Source organism: Klebsiella sp. PK01 (assembly GCF_057624675.1).
This window is the reverse complement of sequence record NZ_JBYEZM010000002.1, coordinates 764,064-782,879: the sequence shown is the minus strand read 5'-3', so window position 1 is coordinate 782,879 and position 18,816 is coordinate 764,064. Positions and strand designations below refer to the sequence as shown.

Genomic DNA, 18,816 nt, shown 5'->3' with positions numbered 1-18,816 from the left:
TCATTATGGCGAGCTTTGCCATTGAATGTCCAACTATGTCAAAGCAATATGACAGTTTTCTTTCAATCGGATGTCAGGAAAAAGCGGACGCGTTTGTTTGCTTACGTTATGTTCAGTCAGGGGCGAAATGGAGGGCGAAACGATGTGGGAAACGCGGGCGCTGGAGCTCAATAATCAGGACATCTGGCACTGGCCGTCGGCCTGCCGGTTGATTGAATACGCAATTGAGCATGATTTTAATACCGTGGTGGTGGGGCAGGCCGAGCTATTTGGCAAGCTGGTTGCGCCACAGGGGTATACGCCTTTTGACTATAACGACCGCTTGTCGAGCCAACAACGAGCGCGCTGTATCTATCTCAATCGCCTGGCGTTGCGCTGTCGTGAGCAGGGGTTGCGATTTTATCTGCAGGCGAAAGAACTTAGCTTTCCCACCGAACTGTTATTAGCGCATCCGGAACTGCTGGATACCCCGCGCGGGGTGCGTTTTGATGTCGATTTCTGGAGCCGCTGGTTAACCGACAAAATCCGCGCCGTGTGCCAAAGCGTGCCGGCGCTCACCGGTTTGATTATTGCACTCTCCAGTACCGACGGTTTACTGCCGATCTCTCGCCCGCAGTGGGTCAGGCAAAGCGACGGTCTTCGCCAGCCGGCGCAAAGCTTGATGCTCTATCGTCGCTGCTTTAATGCCCTGAGTCAGGCGGTAGCCGCGCAAAATAAGCATCTGGTACTGCGAGTTTTCCCCGCCAGCAATGACGATCTCAGCGTCGTACTGGATGCGATTGAACCGCTGCCGCCTGCGGTTTCGGTATCGATAAAACTCACGCCGGAACGTTTCTGGCCTGCTTTCCCGAATAATCCGGCGCTGTTGGCGGTGCAGACGCGGGATGTGTGGATCGATATCGATCTTGCCGGAGAGGAAGTGGGATGGGGGGTCATGCCATTTTTACGTATTGATGAGCTGCAGGGGCGGCTGTTGTGGTGCCAGAGCCGCAATCCGCGCATTACCGGCGCTATTTGTAAAACCAGTTGGGAAAGTATCGATAATCACTGGATCCCTGCGACGCTAAGCGAATGCAACCTCTTCGCCTGTAGTCAGTTGCTGGGCGAAGGGGCGGTAAAAAATCAGCAGCAGTTACTGGTGCAATGGCTGGTGCAACGTTACGGCTGGTGTCCGTCAGCCGATGTCGCGCAGCAGTTCCAGTTGCTGCTTGAACAGGCCACGCAGACGCTCTACCAGTCAATATATGTGCGTGACCACGTTTTCCATCGCCATAGCCAATTGCCTGAAAGCTACGGCCAGGCGGTGTGGAGCCTTTACGGACAACTGGCGCGTAGCCACTGGTTACCCGGTTCGGCGCAGGATATCCACTTCACCCGCGATGACCCGCAGAAGTCGATGGCGAATCTCACGCAAATCGCGCAAGAAAAAGATGAAGTCGCAGCCAGCGCGCAGCAGTTGGGAATAGCGGCGCAAGCGTTCGCTCTCACCGCGGATTTTCCCGCCGCGCTGGCGCTTCGGTGGCGTGAAGAGTGGCAGGGACTGCCGCTCTATTGTCAGTTATTTACCCATGCGCAAAAGGCCTTCTTTACCCTGCACTATGCCCGAGAGGTGGAAAACAGCTGGAGCATGCGGGAAATTTGCCATATCAACGTGCAGGCGTTATATCGCTGCGCATCGGAAATGGAAACGCTTTGTCAGCAGATTGGCGAGGCCTCGCCGGCGTTTTACGTGATGTTCGATCCTGTACGAGCACGTAATCTGGCGGATAGCCTGAGCACCGAACTGGCGGCGCTCAGGTAACTGCATTAAAGGGTGCGACGTAGGGCTTCAACCAGGCACAGTATCGCCATTGCCTGGCCGTAGGGCATGGCGGTCAGGGGGATATTACGATAGTGGTCGAGGTCCTTGCCCATCGCTGTGCCAAACGACACCTGCGTTAACTCTCCTTGCGGCGAGATATGTTCGATTATCCCCCGGCAGGCCCGCTCGGCGACCGGCAGAAACGCGTCGTCGAGGTAGCCGAGGCGCACCGCCTTGAAAATACCCGCGGCAAATCCCGCCGTCGCAGAGGCTTCCAGATAACTATCCGGCTCGTTGAGCAGCGTCGGCCATAGGCCGTTTTCGGCCTGGCAGCGGGCAAGGGCGCTGACCTGAATCTGCAGAGTATTTTGCAACTGGCGGTAAAAGGCGTCGTGCTCGTCGAGATCGAGCATCTCCAGTAGCTCCGGTATCGCCAGCGTTATCCAGCTATTGCCGCGAGCCCACAGCGCGCCGGCGAAATGGTGTCTGCCGTTGAAATGCCAGCCGTGAAACCACAGGCCGCTTTGGCGGTCGCTTAAATAATGCAGGTGCTGCAAAAACTGAAATTTCGCCTCTTCTAGCCAGCGCGATTTACCAAACATTTTGCCGAGCATCGCCAGCGGCAGCACCGCCATCATTAGCGTATCGTCCCAGATTTGTTGATGATGGGGAGCCTCATAGGTGACGTGCTGCAGGCAGCCTTCATCGGTACGCGGCATCTGGCGATATATAGCGTCTCCCCAGCTTTCCAGGTAGGCGCGCCAGTCGCTGCGAGGCGTCTGTTGATAGCGCAGCGCCAGGGTTAAAAACGGGCAAGCGGTATTGATGTTTTTTTCCGGCGTGCCCTCGGCGAAGCGGGCGCTAAACCAGCCGTCAATAAGTTCACGAGCCCGAAGCGATCCTGTCAGTTGCTGGTAGCGAAACAGGCCAAACAGGGCGATGCCATGCGTCCACTCCCAGCCGTCCCAACCTTTGGTGTCAACCACCCGGCCATCCGCCAGCCGTTGCAAATACTGGCCGCTATCGTCGGTAATCGCGGTTAAGTTGCCGATTAGCGCTTCGATGAGTGACTGTAATTCAGGACGGTTGTTTTTCTGCGACATAGTGATTTCCTTGAGAAGAAACGGCGGCGCGTTGCCAGCGATCGTTGCGATGTGGATGGCCGGTCAATAGCTCGATGGTTTCGCGTGCCAGCGGGCTGGCATCCTGTGGATGACCACCGGCGCGCAGACGCTCCAGTTCGCTAATCAGGATTTGATGTCGCGGCTGGCTCAAGCGAAAACGAAACGCGCCATACATCGCCAGTAGGGCCAGCAGGCCGGGGCCAACGAGGAATACCCACCAGATGCCATTCAGCGCGGCGGTATTCTGCGTTTCGGCGCCTTTGGTGAATCCAAAGGCTTCCAGCGCCAGGCCGACGATAAACAGCGCCAGCGCCTGGGAGAATTTGCGCGTCAGCATCATCACCCCTGCGTAGATCCCTTCACGCCGCACGCCGGTGTAGGCTTCATCGATATCGGGCAGGAAATTGTAGACATTCCATGGGATGAGATAGGTGCCGCCGCGGGCGATCCCCATCACGATTGCGCCGCCGAGCAGCAGCCAGGAAAGATGGCTGAAAGAAGCGGTCAATTGGCTGAACCACAGTAGCGCGCAGAGGATCAGCGCGATGGCCACCTTATAGGCGTTGCCGTTGCCGACGCGGATGCAAAGCCAGGTAAATAAAGGGATCGCGAAGAACTGAAACAGCGTCATCAGACTCATGGCCTGCGAAGCCAGCGAGGTGCCGACACGTAGCACGTAGGTCATATAGTGCATAAACAGAGAGCCGAAAATATCCAGCGCCACCGCGCCGCCGACGTACATCATGATATGAATACGGAAGGTCCGCAGACGGAAGGTCGAGGCCATTTCCCGATACAGCGAACGCAGCGTTTTGCCTAAACCTTGCTGCGTCTGCGGCGGCGGGAGGTTGTCGCGCTCCCACGTACCGCGCCAGACGAAGATCCACGGCAAGGCAAAAAGCAGGGCGAAGATAATGCCGATATAGAGAAACGCCTGCGATTTATCGGCGACGTTGGCCATGATTTGCCCGGGGATCAGCGCCGCGAGAAAGGCTGTCGCCTGAGCGAATAACATTCGCGCGCCGGACATTTTCGAGCGCAAATCATAGCGGGTGGTCATCTCTGCAGGCAGCGTATCGTAAGGCACCATCAGCAGGGTGAAGACGGTGCTGAATAGTAGATAGGTACCAAGGTACCAGGCGTAGCCAAAACCACTTATCCACATCAGAGCGAAACAGAGCGATAGCGGCGCGCCGAGAATGAAGAAGATCCGTCGCCGTCCCCAACGGGTGCGAATGTTGTCGGTAATGTAGCCCATCACCGGATCCGTGATGCCGTCCCAAATCTTGGCGATGGCGAAAATAGAGGCCGCGGCGGCGGGTGAGAGCCCGGCGACTTCGATATAAAAGTAGAGCAGCCACAGGCCGGTGATGGTCATCGCGCCGCTGCCGAAAATATCGCCCATCCCCCAGCAGAGGATGTTGCGGGTTTTGACTTCTCGTTGCGGGGTCACTGTCCTCGTCATGAGCGTATCTCTTTGGTAAGGAATGCGAGGTTGCACAGTAAAAGAGGGGGAGGGGGGCGAGAATCCCGACAGTCGGTTTTTCGTACCGTTCTGCGAGCAGCATGCCAAATGGCGACAAAATGAAATAAATCCCGTGATGCTGCTCACATATGCTGCGGTTTAAGAGGGCAATAACTGTGATAACGGCCCTGTTTTCATTTTTTTCGCCGGTAAATTATGCGCGTTATCTCACGTTTTTCCTCTGAGCGTGACGGGGAATGTGAAAGGGTACGCAGATATTTCCGCGGTAGTGATTTCGACCCTACGCTGAGGGCGAGAGAGATGGTGAGATAGCCAATACGTTGATTTCCAGGACATGCTATGAACATTTATCTTTCGCAGCGCCATCCCCATGCGGATGGCGTGACGCCGGATACCGAACTTTTTCAACAGGCGCTGGACGAACTGGCGCAGGCAGGCGGCGGCCAGTTGGTAGTTGATTGCGGCAGGTACGCGCTTGGCGGTTTGCGGATAGGGTCGAACACCTGTCTGTGGCTGTCGCCGGGGGCCGAGCTTATCGTTAGCGAAAACTATGATGACTTTGCTCAGGCGACGGCGCTGAGCCGGGCGGAATCTTCAGATCGGGCCTTTCTGTATGCTGTGGATGCACAGAATATTACCATCTGCGGCGGCGGCGAGATTTACGGCAGCGCTGACGGCTGGTTCTCCCGTGGCGTTGATGCCATGGGCTACCGCACGCCAGCCAGGGCGCGCCCGCGGATCATTTTGCTGGAGAATTGCCGTCGCGTCCGGCTGGAAAATATCACCGTACGACACGCCCCGATGTGGACAATCCATCTGGTCTCCTGCACGGGCGTGGTGGTTGACGGCGTTACCGTCGACAATGATTTGACGATGGCTAATACCGATGCGCTGGATATTGACAGCTGCCAGCAGGTCCATATCGCCAATAGCTATTTCAGCGCGGCGGATGATGCCATCTGTTTGAAAACCACCGATAAACCTGAGCGCATCCAGCGACCGTTGCGTCAGGTAACCATCGTTAACTGCACGCTGCGCTCGAAAAGCTGCGCCTTTAAAATTGGTACTGAAACCTGGCGGGATATTGAAGATGTGCTGGTGAGTAACTGCACTATCTTTGACTCCAATCGCGGCATTGGCCTGATATCCCGCGACGGCGGGCGGATACGGCGGATGATTTTTAGCAGCATTGCTTTTGATTGCGTGAGCGCGCCGGCCTGTCATTGGGGCGAGGCGGACCCTGTTTTCCTTTCCGCGCGCCGTCGCGATCCGGCGATTGAACCCGGCGAAATATCACAGATCCAGTTCCGCGGGCTGGTTGGCGAGTGCGAAGGCGCGATAAACCTGCATAGTGAAACGCCAGGTCAGATCCGGCGCATTCTGTTTGACGGCGTGCAGCTAACCCAGAAGCTGAACCTGGCAGCGGAGCAGGGGCTTTATGATATCCGCCCGCCGTGCAATCCGATGTCGCCGACCGGGATGGGGATTGATAACGCCTGGTGTTTGAATCCGCAAAGCGGCCGCGTTTGGGGTGTCGAGCCTTATCCCGGCGGTTTGCCGGTACTGTATGCTAACGGCGTAGCGGGTCTGACACTGCGCGAATTTGATTATCAGCGCCCGACCCCATTACCGGCAGCCTGGAACCCTAACGCGCTATGTCTGGAAAACGGAGATAATTAGCGAGGAAACAAGAGAGGAAGTTGCCCCGGCGATTGCTCCGGGGCCAGAACAAGTTATTCTTCAGCGGCATAGCCCTGCGGCGGCAGCTTGCGATTATCCAGCCACGCAGAGTTAGCTTCCATACGCAGGCGACCATCAACAAACCAGCTCACCACCAGCGGGTAGATATCGTGCTCCTGCGCCTGAACGCGGGCGGTAACGTCATCTTCGCTGTCTTCCGGAAATACCGGTACCCGAGCCTGTAAGATCACCGGCCCGCCGTCGAGCTCGTCGGTGACGAAATGCACCGAGGTGCCATGTTCCTCATCACCGTTTTCCAGCGCCTGGCGATGAGTATGCAGCCCTGGATATTTCGGCAGCAGAGAAGGATGGATATTCAGCAAGCGCCCCTGATAGTGGTCAACAAACGCTGGGCTAAGGATGCGCATATAGCCTGCCAGCACCACCAAATCCGGTTGAAAGGCGTCGATTTGCTGCATCAGCTCGCGGTCGAAGGCCTCGCGGCTATCAAACGCTTTCGGCGAGAGCGCAAAGGCCGGAATACCGGCCTCGCGGGCGCGCTCAAGGCCGAATGCTTCGGCCTTATTGCTGAATACCGCACGCAGGGTGCCGTTGATTTGCTTCCGGGCGCAGGCATCAATAATCGCCTGTAAATTACTGCCGTTACCGGAAATCAGCACCACAATGTTTTTCATTCAATGACCACACGTTGTTCGGCATCGGATGCCTTGATATAACCGATTTTCCACGCGTTTTCACCCTGCTCGTTCAGCAGGGCGATAGCTTTATCCGCCTCGGCTGCCGGGAGCGCGACCAGCATGCCGACGCCGCAGTTAAAGGTGCGGTACATTTCGTGGCTGCTGACATTACCGGCGGTTTGCAGCCAGTTGAAGACTTCCGGCCACTGCCAGGATGACTCGTCGATCACTGCCTGGGTGTTGTCCGGCAGTACGCGCGGGATATTTTCCCAGAAGCCGCCGCCGGTCAGGTGGGCGATAGCGTGGACGTCGACATTGGCAATCAGATTCAGAATCGATTTGACATAAATACGGGTCGGCGCCAGCAGGTGGTCGGCCAGCGGTTTGCCGTTGAGGTCGGTGGTCTGTGGGTCAACGCCGCTGACTTCGATAATCTTACGTACCAGCGAGTAGCCGTTAGAGTGCGGGCCGCTGGAGGCAAGCGCGACCAGTACGTCGCCGTCAGCCACTTTGCTGCCGTCGATGATTTCTGATTTTTCTACCACGCCGACGCAGAAACCGGCCACGTCATAATCTTCACCATGGTACATACCCGGCATCTCTGCCGTTTCGCCGCCAACCAGCGCGCAGCCGGACTGTAAGCAGCCTTCGGCGATGCCGTTGATGACGCTTGCCGCGGTGTCTACGTCCAGTTTACCGGTCGCGTAGTAGTCAAGGAAAAATAGCGGCTCGGCGCCCTGAACCACCAGGTCATTAACGCACATGGCGACCAGATCGATACCGATAGTGTCGTGACGTTTAAGGTCCATCGCCAGACGCAGCTTGGTGCCGACGCCGTCGGTGCCGGAGACCAGTACCGGTTCGCGGTATTTCTGCGGCAGAGCGCACAGCGCGCCGAATCCGCCCAGTCCGCCCATCACTTCCGGGCGACGGGTTTTCTTCACCACGCCCTTAATACGGTCGACGAGAGCGTTGCCTGCATCAATATCCACGCCGGCATCTTTATAGCTGAGAGAGGTTTTATCGGTCACTGCGAAGTCTCCACGCGTTTGCGGTAGCAAGAAAAATCGGCGCAATTCTAACAGGGAAAGCAAACGTTTGCGAGCCTGCTTTACACTCGATTTAAAACGGCTTACAGATGAGCAAATTTGATACTGTTCACGAAAATGAAACCGGGTACAGTCTTCTGCTTGCCTCGCCTTTAATGAATGATCATTATGCCAATGAAACCGGTTTCTGTTTGGTGAAAAGCGCATAACGATCGTCTATAGGGAGAGTATATGTCCGGATTCAAAGAAGGTTTTCTGTGGGGCGGCGCGGTAGCGGCGCATCAGCTTGAGGGCGGCTGGCAAGAAGGAGGGAAGGGGGTTAGCGTTGCTGACGTGATGACCGCAGGCGCCCACGGGGTGCCGCGTACGATCACCGACGGCGTACTGCCTGGTCATAACTATCCCAACCATGAGGCAATTGATTTTTATCATCGTTATAAAGAAGACGTAGCGCTGTTTGCCGAACTGGGATTTAAGTGTTTCCGTACTTCAATTGCCTGGACGCGCATTTTTCCGCTGGGTGATGAACTGGAGCCCAATGAAGCGGGCCTGCAATTCTATGACGATCTGTTCGACGAGTGCCTGAAATATGGTATCGAACCGGTGATCACGCTCTCCCATTTTGAGATGCCTTACCACCTGGTGACTGAATACGGCGGCTGGAGCAACCGTAAACTCATTGATTTCTTTGTCCGCTTCGCGAAGGTAGTGTTTACCCGCTATCAGCACAAAGTGAAGTACTGGATGACCTTTAACGAGATCAACAACCAGGCCAACTTCCATGAAGATTTCGCCCCCTTTACCAACTCGGGCCTGAAGTATCAGCCCGGCGAAGACCGTGAACCGGTGATGTTCCAGGCCGCCCATTATGAACTAGTCGCCAGTGCGCTGGCGGTAAAGGCGGCACGCGAGATTAATCCGGGGCTGCAGATTGGCTGTATGATCGCGATGTGTCCTATCTATCCGCTCACCTGCGCGCCGGACGACATGATGATGGCGATGAACGCCATGCATCGTCGTTACTGGTTTACCGATGTGCATGTACGCGGTCGCTATCCGCAACATCTGCTCAACTACTTCGCGCGCCGCGGTTTTACGCTGGATATTACCGACGCCGACCGCCGGGCATTACAAGAGGGCTGTGTCGACTATATTGGTTTTAGCTACTATATGTCCTTCGCCACCAAAGCGACTGACGATAATCCGCACCTGGATTACGACGAAAGCACCAGCCTGGTCTCCAACCCGTACGTGAAGAAATCGGATTGGGGCTGGCAGATTGACCCGGTTGGCCTGCGCTACTCGCTCAACTGGTTCTGGGATCATTATCAACTGCCGCTGTTTATCGTTGAAAACGGCTTTGGCGCCATTGACGTGCGTGAAGCGGACGGCAGCGTGGACGACCAGTATCGTATCGATTATCTCAGCGCCCATATTGCCGAAATGAAAAAAGCGGTGGTGGAAGATGGCGTCGACCTGATGGGGTATACCCCGTGGGGCTGCATCGACCTGGTCTCCGCCGGTACCGGGGAGATGAAAAAGCGCTATGGATTTATCTTTGTTGATAAAGATAACGAAGGTCGCGGTACGTTGGCCCGCAGCCGGAAAAAATCTTTTGCCTGGTATCAGCAGGTTATTGCCAGTAACGGCGAAAACCTGTAGTTGCCAACAAGCGTAGCGTTGCCAGATATAAAAGCCGAAGGGGAACCTCCGGCTTTTTTTGTTTGTTTTATAATGTGTAACAATCCATAAATCACTTTGTTTGATATACGTCAAGCAAGATGGGTATGGCGCAATCCGCAAAAAGCGGTATAATCCCGCGATTTTTTTTGTGGCTGCCCCTCAGAGGAGAAAGAGAATGAAGATCGTGGAAGTGAAACATCCACTCGTCAAACACAAGCTGGGCCTGATGCGTGAGCATGACATCAGTACTAAACGCTTCCGTGAACTCGCCTCAGAGGTTGGTAGCTTACTGACCTACGAAGCAACCGCCGATCTCGCTACCGAGCGTGTCACCATCGAAGGCTGGAACGGTCCGGTCGAAGTTGAGCAGATCAAAGGTAAGAAAATTACCGTGGTGCCTATCCTGCGTGCCGGTCTGGGGATGATGGAAGGCGTGCTGGAGCACGTGCCGAGCGCGCGTATCAGCGTCGTGGGTATCTACCGTGATGAAGAAACGCTGGAGCCGGTTCCTTATTTCCAGAAGCTGGTTTCTAACATTGACGAGCGTATGGCGCTGGTGGTTGACCCGATGCTGGCAACCGGCGGTTCGATGATCGCGACTATCGACCTGCTGAAAAAAGCGGGCTGCTCGAGCATTAAGGTGCTGGTGCTGGTGGCGGCGCCGGAAGGCATTGCCGCGCTGGAGAAAGCGCATCCTGACGTCGAGCTGTACACCGCGTCCGTCGACCAGGGCCTCAACGAGCACGGATACATTATTCCGGGCCTCGGCGATGCCGGCGATAAGATTTTCGGTACCAAATAAATGATGAAGTGATAAAAAGCCGACTTTGAGAGTCGGCTTTTTTTTGAATAAATCACGCCCACAACAAATAACAAACGACTCTCAGAGGACAACATTATGACGCGCCGTGCAATCGGGGTGAGTGAAAGACCGCCGCTTTTACAGACAATCCCGCTTAGTTTGCAACATCTGTTCGCCATGTTTGGCGCAACGGTTCTGGTGCCAATCCTGTTCCACATTAACCCGGCTACCGTACTGCTGTTTAACGGCATCGGTACGCTGTTGTACCTCTTTATCTGTAAAGGCAAAATTCCGGCCTATCTGGGGTCGAGCTTCGCCTTTATCTCCCCGGTGTTACTGTTGTTGCCGCTGGGTTATGAAGTGGCGCTCGGCGGCTTCATTATGTGCGGCGTCCTGTTCTGCATCGTCTCCTTTATTGTCAAAAAAGCCGGTACCGGCTGGCTGGATGTGATGTTCCCGCCGGCGGCGATGGGCGCCATCGTGGCGGTTATCGGCCTGGAACTGGCGGGCGTGGCGGCGAATATGGCCGGGCTGCTGCCGGCTGACGGTCAAGCTCCCGACAGCAAAACCATTATTATTTCGATGGTAACGCTGGCGGTGACGGTTTTTGGTTCCGTACTGTTCCGCGGTTTCCTGGCGATTATCCCGATTCTTATCGGCGTGCTGGTGGGCTATGCGCTCTCCTTCGTGATGGGCGTAGTCGATACGACGCCTATCGCCGAAGCGCACTGGTTCGCATTGCCGACCTTCTACACCCCGCGCTTTGAGTGGTTTGCCATTTTCACCATTCTGCCTGCCGCGCTGGTGGTCATTGCCGAGCACGTGGGGCACCTGGTGGTGACCGCCAATATTGTTAAGCGCGACCTGATCCGCGATCCGGGTCTGCACCGCTCGATGTTCGCCAACGGGCTGTCGACGATTGTCTCCGGTTTCTTTGGCTCGACGCCAAACACCACCTACGGTGAAAATATCGGCGTGATGGCGATTACCCGCGTATACAGTACCTGGGTTATTGGCGGCGCGGCGATTATCGCGATTCTGCTCTCCTGCGTCGGCAAGCTGGCGGCGGCGATTCAGATTATCCCGGTACCGGTGATGGGCGGCGTTTCTCTGCTGCTGTACGGGGTGATCGGCGCATCCGGTATCCGCGTGCTGATCGAATCAAAAGTCGATTACAGCAAAGCGCAGAACCTGATTCTGACCTCAGTTATTCTGATCATCGGCGTGAGCGGCGCCAAGGTGCATATTGGCGCGGCGGAGCTGAAAGGCATGGCGCTGGCGACGATCGTCGGTATCTGCCTGAGCCTGATCTTTAAACTGATCAGCGTCCTGCGTCCGGAAGAAGTGGTGCTGGACGCCGCGGATAGCGAAGAAGCGAAATAACGATCCTGATACCGGGCAGCGATCCTGCCCGGTTCTCTCCGGACCTAAAACTGTGTTAAACTCTTCGCGTTTTTCTGTAAGCCTATGTTGAGGTCCATCTGAACGCTCCGGCACAGCTCTCTTTGCCACTCTATCTTCCTGACGACGAAACGTTCGCGAGTTTCTGGCCGGGTGATAATCCTTCCCTACTTGCCGCTCTGCAGAACGTACTGCGGCAGGAACACAGCGGATACATCTATATCTGGTCACGCGAAGGCGCGGGGCGTAGCCACCTTTTGCATGCCGCCTGCGCTGAGCTATCCCAGCGTGGCGATGCCGTCGGCTACGTGCCGTTGGATAAGCGCACGTGGTTCGTGCCGGAAGTGCTGGACGGCATGGAGCAACTGGCGCTGGTGTGTATCGATAACATCGAGTGCGTGGCGGGGGATGAGCCCTGGGAGATGGCTATCTTTAATCTCTATAACCGTATTCTCGAATCAGGTAAAACTCGCCTGCTGATCACCGGCGATTGCCCGCCGCGGCAGCTGCATCTCGGCCTGCCGGATCTCGCCTCGCGCCTTGACTGGGGCCAAATCTACAAGCTGCAACCGCTGTCGGATGAAGATAAGCTGCAGGCGCTGCAGCTGCGCGCCAGATTACGCGGTTTCGAGATGCCGGAAGACGTCTGCCGTTTCCTGCTCAAGCGGCTGGATAGAGAAATGCGCTCGCTGTTTATGACGCTCGATCAGCTGGATCACGCGTCGATTACCGCCCAACGAAAACTGACGATCCCATTCGTTAAAGAGATCCTGAAGCTTTAGGCCGAAAGCGACGCCAACTCCTGCTCTGCCAGGCCGGTTAGCTGCGCCACCAGCGCGGGGGCGAGGCCGCTACGTAACATCGCGGCGGCGATACGTTTTGCTTCTTCTTGCCGACCTTCTTGCCGGCCCTGAAGCAGACCGCGCTCCAGGCCTTGCTGCTCGAGATATTCTGCAATAGTCATCAGCGTCTCCTTATGTTGCGGCGTCCGGCGCGCCAGCTCACGAATAAACTTTATCGGTTCGCGGCTATTTCCCGCGAGCACCAGGTAGTGCATTAGCGCCTGCACCTGTGTTTGCGTGGCTAATCCAGTCAATAATAATTCGCCCAGCTTGTCGAGTAACTGCGCCAGATCGCGTTGTCGAATATGTTTTTGCAGTAATTCCAGCGTTGCAATACGTTGATGAGTGGCGATTTCATCATCCGGTATGACGGTGATATCCGCCAGTGGAAATTCGCCGTGGTAGAGCGTGGTCGCCAGCTCCGGCGCGGCAAACTCATCCAGCCAGCGCATAGAAAACGGATAGGGCGTCACCAGGCCGTGATAGAAAAGAACCGGGATCACCAGGGGGAGTTTTTCGTGTCCGGCATCAAGGTGGCGCTGCATGACGGCGACGGCGTAGCGCATCAGGCGAAAGGCCATATGTCGGTCGGGGCTGCTTTGATGTTCGATCAGCGCGTAAATATAGCCGTCGCCCGCGGTGGTTTGCAGCGAGTAGAGAATATCTGAGTAGTAAGGTCTGAGATCTTCTTCGACAAAATTACCCGATTCTAAATGTAGCGTACGCAGATCGCAGATCTCCTTTAGTGCTTCAGGAAGATACAACTGGAGAAAATCGCGCGCGGTATCCGAATGGGAAAGATAGGTTTTAAATACTGCGTCATGCGGCGTGGAAATAGCTTTATTCATTGGCAATCCGTCCAGTGGATTCAGGTGATGGACGGACAGTAGCACTACTGCGCGAGGCGAGGGGATTGGCCTGTTTTTTCTGGAAGCGGCCACGAAAAAAATCGCGCCGCGGGCAACACCGGCGGCGCGTAGGGGTTAGCTGACGATTTCCAGCACCTGTTCCGGCGGGCGGCCGATACGCGCCTGGCCGTGGCTGACCACGATGGGCCGTTCGATAAGTTTCGGGTTCTCGACCATGGCCTTAATCAACGCCTCTTCGCTGAGCTGTGGGTCGGCGAGATTGAGCGACTTATACAGATCTTCTTTCTGGCGCATCAGTTCACGGGCGCTGCTCATATTGAGCATTTTCAACAGCTGGCGCAGCGTCACGGCATCCGGCGGTGTCTCCAGATACAGCACCACTTCAGGGTCGATGCCGTTGGCTTTCAGCAGGCTGAGCGTGTCGCGGCTCTTCGAGCAGCGCGGGTTGTGGTAAATTTTTACCGCGTCAGACATGTGGTCTCCTTACATTTTCTGATAGGGGCGGAATCTTTCCTGCAGCTGGCGCAGCTGGTCGATGCGAGCGTCGTAGCGCGCCTGCTGCAAACTGCCCAATTTCACTTGCGAACTGGCGCTGCTCAGCAACGAGATGGCCTGGTCAAGCCTACCGGCCAGCGCCATGCCTTCGGCCCGCGCCGCCAGCTCCTGGTCGCGATGACCCAGGGCGCCTTCCGCCTGCGCCAGCAGGTCCCAACCGTTGCCGTCATCTTTATTATTAAAGGTGTAGCGATTGAGAATGGTAGCGGCTTCCGCCGGCTGCCCGCCCTGCAGATAGGCGTTGGCCAGGTTCAGCTGCAGGACCGGATCGGTGCGGATCTCTTTGGCGTTTTTCAAGCGGTTAATCGCGTCAGTGGTCTTTTTCTGTCCAAGATCGATATCGGTGGCAAGGTCAAGATACCAGGGATTTTGCGGATCGGCGCTGAGTAGCGGCTGTAGCGTTTTGCGCGCCTGATCGTAGTTATTGCTCTCCATGGCCAATAGCGCGCGGCCATACAGCGCGGCGTGCTGCTCGCGGATATTGCCTTTCGACCAGGCGTCAAGCAGATCGCTGCCGAGCTTATTTTCCCCGGAATTGTACATCCCGAGCGTACGGGCCTTGGCGAGATAGAAATCCGCCGACGACTGGACCACCACCGGACGCATCTGATTGGCGCGGTTACGGGCGTCGGCCAGACGGCTTTCCGGCAGCGGGTGAGTAAGCAGCATTTCCGGCGGGCGGCTGGAATAGCGGGATTCGTCGAGTAATTTACCCATAAACGCCGGCATTGCCTGCGGATCGAAACCGGAACGCTGCAGTACCTGAATACCGATGCGGTCAGCTTCTTCTTCATTCTGACGGGTGAAACTAATCATCCCCTGCTGGGTGCCGGCAAGGGTGCCGGTTAATGCCGCCATCCCCGCCTGCGGGCTGGCCATCGCCAGCAGAATTGAGCCCAGCGCGCCCACCCAGGTTAGCGGCGCGCTACGTTTTTGGTCTTCCATCGCGCGCGCCAGATGGCGCTGGGTAACGTGGGAGATTTCGTGCGCCATCACCGAGGCGAGCTCGCTTTCGTTATCGGAATAGCGGAACAGCGCCGAGTGCAACACCACGTTGCCGCCGAAGAAGGCGAAGGCGTTAATCTGATCGTTATTAATCAGATAAAAGTGGAACGGCGTACGCACGGAGTTAGCATGGGCGACCAGGCGCATACCCAGCCCGTTAATGTATTGCACCAGCAGTGGGTCGTTAATCAGCGGCGCGCTGCCGCGCAGCTGGCGCACGTAGTAATCCCCCATCTGCATTTCCTGACCGATGGAAAGCGTGCTTCCTGCCGAGGTGCCCATATCCGGCAGCGTATCCGCCGAGTCAGCGGCGGCAGGTAATATCGTCCCCAGCGTCAGCGACGCGACGGCGGCGGCCACCAGCGTTTTCTTTAACTGCCTGAACATAACCTCTGTCCTGTAATGTGGGTGTGCCAGTTTGACCGGTTGCGCGGCCCAATGTTCCCGTGCCGCAGATTCTGCGAGTTTAGCTGTGGTTGATGGCGTTGAAAATATGATATTCGCACAGTTGTGCAGGTTTGTGTCATAGCCAATAAAAAGCGAAGTCTTTTTTGTGACACTTAGATACAATTCCCCGGATTGTGGCGATTTGCGCTTCAGGGAAGGGTTTATGCTTGAGATGTTAATGCAGTGGTATCGTCGTCGTTTCAGCGACCCGGAAGCGATAGCGCTGCTGGTTATTCTGCTGGCCGGCTTCGGCATTATGTTCTTTTTCAGCGGCCTGCTGGCGCCGCTTCTGGTCGCCATCGTGTTGGCCTATCTGCTGGAGTGGCCGACCGTTCGCCTGGAGCGTATCGGCCTGTCGCGAACCTGGGCCACCTCGCTGGTGCTGGTGCTATTTGTCGGTATCTTGCTGCTGATGGCCTTTGTGGTGATGCCGGTGGCCTGGCAACAGGGCATTTATCTCATCCGCGATATGCCTGGCATGCTTAATAAGCTTTCCGATTTCGCCGCCACGCTGCCGCGTCGCTATCCGGCATTGGTGGATGCCGGCATCATCGATGCGATGGCGGAAAACGTGCGCACTCGCATGTTGACCGTGGGGGATTCGGTGGTGAAGTATTCACTCGCCTCCCTGGTGGGCCTGCTGACCCTGGCGGTTTATCTGGTCCTGGTTCCGCTGATGGTCTTCTTCCTGCTGAAAGACAAACAGCAGATGCTGAATGCCGTACGCCGGGTATTGCCGCGTAATCGCGGCCTGGCGGGGCAGGTGTGGAAGGAGATGAACCAGCAGATTACCAACTATATCCGCGGTAAGGTGCTGGAGATGATTGTCGTCGGCGTCGCTACCTGGATAGGCTTCATTCTCTTCGGTCTTAACTACTCGCTGCTGCTGGCAGTACTGGTGGGATTCTCGGTGTTAATCCCCTATATCGGCGCTTTTGTGGTCACTATTCCGGTGATCGGCGTGGCGTTGTTCCAGTTCGGCGCGGGTACTGAGTTCTGGAGCCTGTTTGCCGTATACCTGATTATTCAGGGGCTGGACGGCAACCTGCTGGTGCCGGTGCTGTTCTCGGAGGCGGTGAATTTACATCCGCTGGTGATCATTCTGTCGGTGGTGATTTTTGGCGGGCTGTGGGGCTTCTGGGGCGTTTTCTTCGCGATTCCGCTGGCGACGCTTATCAAGGCGGTAATGCATGCCTGGCCAGATGGAATGGCTATCGAAGACGAGTGACGCGCTAATTGAGCTAAAAAAAACGCCGGGCGATTTTTTATCCCCCGGCGTTTTTCATTTAGAGGTTATGCGTTTTCTTTCAGCCAGTTCAGCACGACATCGTGGTGATTGCTGGTTTTGAAGTTATCAAACACATGTTCAATCTTGCCGTCAGCATCAATGAGGAAGCTAATACGGTGAATGCCGTCGTAGGTTTTCCCCATAAATGATTTTTCGCCCCAGACGCCGAACTGTTCGCAGACCTGATGATCTTCATCAGACAGCAGCGTAAAGTTCAGCAGCTCTTTTTCGGCAAAACGAGACAGCTTTTCTGGTTTATCAGTGCTGATACCCAGTACTTCGACGCCCGCTTTTTTCAGGTCGTCCATATTATCGCGTAAACCGCACGCTTGTACGGTGCAGCCTGGGGTCATGGCTTTCGGGTAAAAATAAACCAGAACACGCTGTCCCTGGAAGTCGGTTAAATTTACTTCCTCGCCGTCCTGGTCCGGTAAGCTAAATTTCGGTGCGATATCACCGGCTTTCAGTGGGGTCATTGGTTAAACTCCATCCTGTTCATCATGCTGTGAATAATTAACGATGTTAATACTGCCTTGTGCGCTCAGTTCTGTACATAGTGCTTTGAACGCTTGCTCGATATTTGTCGTGTTTTGCGAGGCAGGACTGTGCGCGGTGATTTGAATAAATAGCTGAGCGGCGTCTTTATCTTCTCCCGGTTGAGTTCGGGAGACGAGTTCGGCGATATTCATATTCCACGTGTCGCACAGCGCGGTAAAGCGCTCAATAATATGCGGCGAGTCCGGCACCTCTACCTGGATCCAAACCGTATTCGGCATCGCCTGCGGCGGCCGGGCGGAGGTGCGCTTCATTACGATCAGCAAATCCAGCTCGGCTCCTTTTAACGGCAGCGTTGATTCGATCAGGTTAATCGCGTTCCACGAGCCGGAAAGCAGCATTATAAACGTGAACTCGTCGCCGAGCATGGCCAACCGGCTGTCTTCAATGTTGCAGCCGCAGCTGCTGACGTGGCGAGTGATTGTGTTTACGATGCCGGGGCGGTCTGCGCCCAGAGCGGTAATCACCAGATAGTGTTGTAATGAGGCTGTCAAACCTGTTCTTCCTTTAAAAAGGTGAGGTAACATTAGGAAAGCATAAAAAAAACCGGCGTACAACATCCCAGATGGCGTTGGGTCTCTTGCTTTTATTGCGGCACCAAACGTAACATTGAGAATCTTGTCCCACTTCTGCTCTGAGGATGGCCCATGTTCACGGGAAGTATTGTAGCGCTTGTCACGCCGATGGATGATAACGGTAATGTCTGCCGGTCAAGCCTGAAAAAACTGATTGATTACCATGTCGCCAACGGAACCTCGGCGATTGTTTCTGTAGGGACTACCGGCGAATCCGCCACGTTAAGCCATGAAGAGCATGGCGACGTCGTAATGATGACCCTCGAGCTGGCCGATGGCCGCATTCCGGTCATTGCAGGTACCGGTGCAAATGCAACCGCAGAGGCGATTAGCCTGACCAAGCGTTTTAACGATAGCGGCGTTGTCGGCTGCCTGACGGTCACTCCTTATTATAACCGTCCGACCCAGGAAGGCCTGTTCCAACACTTTAAAGCTATCGCTGAACATACTGACCTGCCGCAAATTCTGTATAATGTGCCGTCCCGTACCGGTTGCGATATGCTGCCGGAAACCGTCGGTCGCCTGGCGGAAATTAAAAATATTGTCGGTATTAAGGAAGCAACAGGGAACTTAAGTCGTGTTCACCAGATCAAAGAGCTGGTTTCAGATGACTTTATTCTGCTGAGCGGCGATGACGCGACCGGCATGGACTTTATCCAGCTCGGCGGCGTCGGCGTCATTTCCGTCACGGCGAACGTTGCTGCGCGTGAAATGGCGGACATGTGCCGACTGGCGATGGCGGGGCAATTCGCGGAAGCTCGCGCGATTAACCAGCGTCTGATGCCGCTGCATACAAAATTATTTGTCGAACCCAACCCGATCCCAGTCAAATGGGCTTGTAAGGCGTTGGGACTTGTAGCGACCGACACGCTGCGCCTGCCGATGACGCCGATTACCGAAGCGGGTACGAAAGCGGTTACCGCAGCGCTGAAGCATGCCGGTTTGCTGTAGAGTTT

17 protein-coding genes are annotated in these 18,816 nt (G+C 55.7%); 8 read left to right on the top strand and 9 right to left on the bottom strand.

Translation table 11 applies throughout. The features are described from left to right. Positions 1–142 precede the first annotated feature (142 nt). Complete coding sequence (locus AC22LX_RS08895; protein ID WP_487333964.1) at positions 143–1,801, top strand: hypothetical protein; 1,659 nt, start codon at positions 143–145, stop codon at positions 1,799–1,801. Positions 1,802–1,806: 5 nt separating this feature from the next. On the opposite strand, the gene bglB is transcribed toward AC22LX_RS08895, so the two are convergent. Further along, on the bottom strand, positions 1,807–2,904 hold the full coding sequence (bglB, locus tag AC22LX_RS08890) for a beta-galactosidase BglB (RefSeq protein ID WP_063447468.1): 1,098 nt from the start codon (positions 2,902–2,904) through the stop codon (positions 1,807–1,809). Continuing rightward, complete coding sequence (locus tag AC22LX_RS08885; protein WP_487333922.1) at positions 2,879–4,390, bottom strand: MFS transporter; 1,512 nt, start codon at positions 4,388–4,390, stop codon at positions 2,879–2,881. The genes bglB and AC22LX_RS08885 overlap by 26 nt, the downstream gene beginning before the upstream one ends. A gap of 360 nt (positions 4,391–4,750) precedes the next feature. Here AC22LX_RS08885 and AC22LX_RS08880 point away from each other — a divergent pair, with 360 nt between their 5' ends. Next, on the top strand, positions 4,751–6,091 hold the full coding sequence (locus AC22LX_RS08880) for a glycoside hydrolase family 28 protein (protein ID WP_487333921.1): 1,341 nt from the start codon (positions 4,751–4,753) through the stop codon (positions 6,089–6,091). A gap of 53 nt (positions 6,092–6,144) precedes the next feature. Here AC22LX_RS08880 and purN read toward each other — a convergent pair whose 3' ends face one another. Together purN and purM are read right to left on the bottom strand one after the other, a co-directional pair. Beyond that, a complete protein-coding gene (gene purN, locus AC22LX_RS08875) occupies positions 6,145–6,786 on the bottom strand; it encodes a phosphoribosylglycinamide formyltransferase (protein ID WP_045392675.1) in 642 nt (213 codons plus the stop codon). After that, the gene (gene purM / locus AC22LX_RS08870; protein ID WP_045392672.1) at positions 6,783–7,820 is read right to left on the bottom strand and encodes a phosphoribosylformylglycinamidine cyclo-ligase; all 1,038 of its coding nucleotides are present in this window, start codon (positions 7,818–7,820) and stop codon (positions 6,783–6,785) included. Before purM ends, purN begins: the two co-directional genes overlap by 4 nt. Before the next feature lie 249 nt (positions 7,821–8,069). Here purM and AC22LX_RS08865 point away from each other — a divergent pair, with 249 nt between their 5' ends. The 4 genes from AC22LX_RS08865 (at position 8,070) to AC22LX_RS08850 (ending at position 12,506) form a co-directional block, all read left to right on the top strand. Then, positions 8,070–9,500, top strand: coding sequence for a 6-phospho-beta-glucosidase (locus AC22LX_RS08865; protein ID WP_487333920.1), 1,431 nt, complete (start codon positions 8,070–8,072; stop codon positions 9,498–9,500). A 196-nt stretch (positions 9,501–9,696) separates the two neighbouring features. After that, positions 9,697–10,323: a uracil phosphoribosyltransferase gene (gene upp, locus AC22LX_RS08860; RefSeq protein ID WP_015370402.1), complete on the top strand. Its 627-nt coding sequence runs from the start codon at positions 9,697–9,699 to the stop codon at positions 10,321–10,323. A gap of 96 nt (positions 10,324–10,419) precedes the next feature. After that, positions 10,420–11,706: a uracil permease gene (uraA, locus tag AC22LX_RS08855; RefSeq protein WP_045379877.1), complete on the top strand. Its 1,287-nt coding sequence runs from the start codon at positions 10,420–10,422 to the stop codon at positions 11,704–11,706. Between the two features lie 98 nt (positions 11,707–11,804). Next, entirely contained in the window at positions 11,805–12,506 is a 702-nt protein-coding gene (locus AC22LX_RS08850; RefSeq protein WP_026612247.1) for a DnaA inactivator Hda, read from the top strand. On the opposite strand, the gene AC22LX_RS08845 is transcribed toward AC22LX_RS08850, so the two are convergent. From AC22LX_RS08845 to bepA, 3 genes are all read right to left on the bottom strand, one after another. Further along, positions 12,503–13,414: an Rpn family recombination-promoting nuclease/putative transposase gene (locus AC22LX_RS08845; protein WP_487333919.1), complete on the bottom strand. Its 912-nt coding sequence runs from the start codon at positions 13,412–13,414 to the stop codon at positions 12,503–12,505. The genes AC22LX_RS08850 and AC22LX_RS08845 overlap by 4 nt on opposite strands. A 135-nt stretch (positions 13,415–13,549) precedes the next feature. After that, the gene (gene arsC / locus AC22LX_RS08840) at positions 13,550–13,909 is read right to left on the bottom strand and encodes an arsenate reductase (glutaredoxin) (protein WP_045392663.1); all 360 of its coding nucleotides are present in this window, start codon (positions 13,907–13,909) and stop codon (positions 13,550–13,552) included. 9 nt (positions 13,910–13,918) lie between these two features. Then, positions 13,919–15,382: a beta-barrel assembly-enhancing protease gene (gene bepA / locus AC22LX_RS08835; protein ID WP_047043473.1), complete on the bottom strand. Its 1,464-nt coding sequence runs from the start codon at positions 15,380–15,382 to the stop codon at positions 13,919–13,921. Between the two features lie 223 nt (positions 15,383–15,605). On the opposite strand from bepA, the gene AC22LX_RS08830 reads away from it, so the two are divergent. Further along, positions 15,606–16,670: an AI-2E family transporter gene (locus tag AC22LX_RS08830; RefSeq protein WP_045392657.1), complete on the top strand. Its 1,065-nt coding sequence runs from the start codon at positions 15,606–15,608 to the stop codon at positions 16,668–16,670. A gap of 65 nt (positions 16,671–16,735) precedes the next feature. Here the strand turns inward: AC22LX_RS08830 and bcp are convergent, their stop codons facing one another. Beyond that, the gene (gene bcp, locus AC22LX_RS08825) at positions 16,736–17,206 is read right to left on the bottom strand and encodes a thioredoxin-dependent thiol peroxidase (RefSeq protein WP_015365462.1); all 471 of its coding nucleotides are present in this window, start codon (positions 17,204–17,206) and stop codon (positions 16,736–16,738) included. 3 nt (positions 17,207–17,209) lie between these two features. Beyond that, the gene (locus AC22LX_RS08820) at positions 17,210–17,779 is read right to left on the bottom strand and encodes a glycine cleavage system transcriptional repressor (RefSeq protein WP_015365463.1); all 570 of its coding nucleotides are present in this window, start codon (positions 17,777–17,779) and stop codon (positions 17,210–17,212) included. Positions 17,780–17,932: 153 nt separating this feature from the next. Here AC22LX_RS08820 and dapA point away from each other — a divergent pair, with 153 nt between their 5' ends. Then, the gene (gene dapA, locus AC22LX_RS08815) at positions 17,933–18,811 is read left to right on the top strand and encodes a 4-hydroxy-tetrahydrodipicolinate synthase (protein ID WP_015365464.1); all 879 of its coding nucleotides are present in this window, start codon (positions 17,933–17,935) and stop codon (positions 18,809–18,811) included. Positions 18,812–18,816: the final 5 nt, after the last annotated feature.

Bases quoted from the DNA above. Each gene is read 5' to 3' on its own strand.
- AC22LX_RS08895 (WP_487333964.1), top strand. From the start codon at position 143: ATGTGGGAAACGCGGGCGCTGGAGCTCAATAATCAGGACATCTGGCAC.
- bglB (WP_063447468.1), bottom strand. From the start codon at position 2,904: ATGTCGCAGAAAAACAACCGTCCTGAATTACAGTCACTCATCGAAGCG.
- AC22LX_RS08885 (WP_487333922.1), bottom strand. From the start codon at position 4,390: ATGACGAGGACAGTGACCCCGCAACGAGAAGTCAAAACCCGCAACATC.
- AC22LX_RS08880 (WP_487333921.1), top strand. From the start codon at position 4,751: ATGAACATTTATCTTTCGCAGCGCCATCCCCATGCGGATGGCGTGACG.
- purN (WP_045392675.1), bottom strand. From the start codon at position 6,786: ATGAAAAACATTGTGGTGCTGATTTCCGGTAACGGCAGTAATTTACAG.
- AC22LX_RS08865 (WP_487333920.1), top strand. From the start codon at position 8,070: ATGTCCGGATTCAAAGAAGGTTTTCTGTGGGGCGGCGCGGTAGCGGCG.
- upp (WP_015370402.1), top strand. From the start codon at position 9,697: ATGAAGATCGTGGAAGTGAAACATCCACTCGTCAAACACAAGCTGGGC.
- uraA (WP_045379877.1), top strand. From the start codon at position 10,420: ATGACGCGCCGTGCAATCGGGGTGAGTGAAAGACCGCCGCTTTTACAG.
- AC22LX_RS08845 (WP_487333919.1), bottom strand. From the start codon at position 13,414: ATGAATAAAGCTATTTCCACGCCGCATGACGCAGTATTTAAAACCTAT.
- arsC (WP_045392663.1), bottom strand. From the start codon at position 13,909: ATGTCTGACGCGGTAAAAATTTACCACAACCCGCGCTGCTCGAAGAGC.
- bepA (WP_047043473.1), bottom strand. From the start codon at position 15,382: ATGTTCAGGCAGTTAAAGAAAACGCTGGTGGCCGCCGCCGTCGCGTCG.
- AC22LX_RS08830 (WP_045392657.1), top strand. From the start codon at position 15,606: ATGCTTGAGATGTTAATGCAGTGGTATCGTCGTCGTTTCAGCGACCCG.
- bcp (WP_015365462.1), bottom strand. From the start codon at position 17,206: ATGACCCCACTGAAAGCCGGTGATATCGCACCGAAATTTAGCTTACCG.
- dapA (WP_015365464.1), top strand. From the start codon at position 17,933: ATGTTCACGGGAAGTATTGTAGCGCTTGTCACGCCGATGGATGATAAC.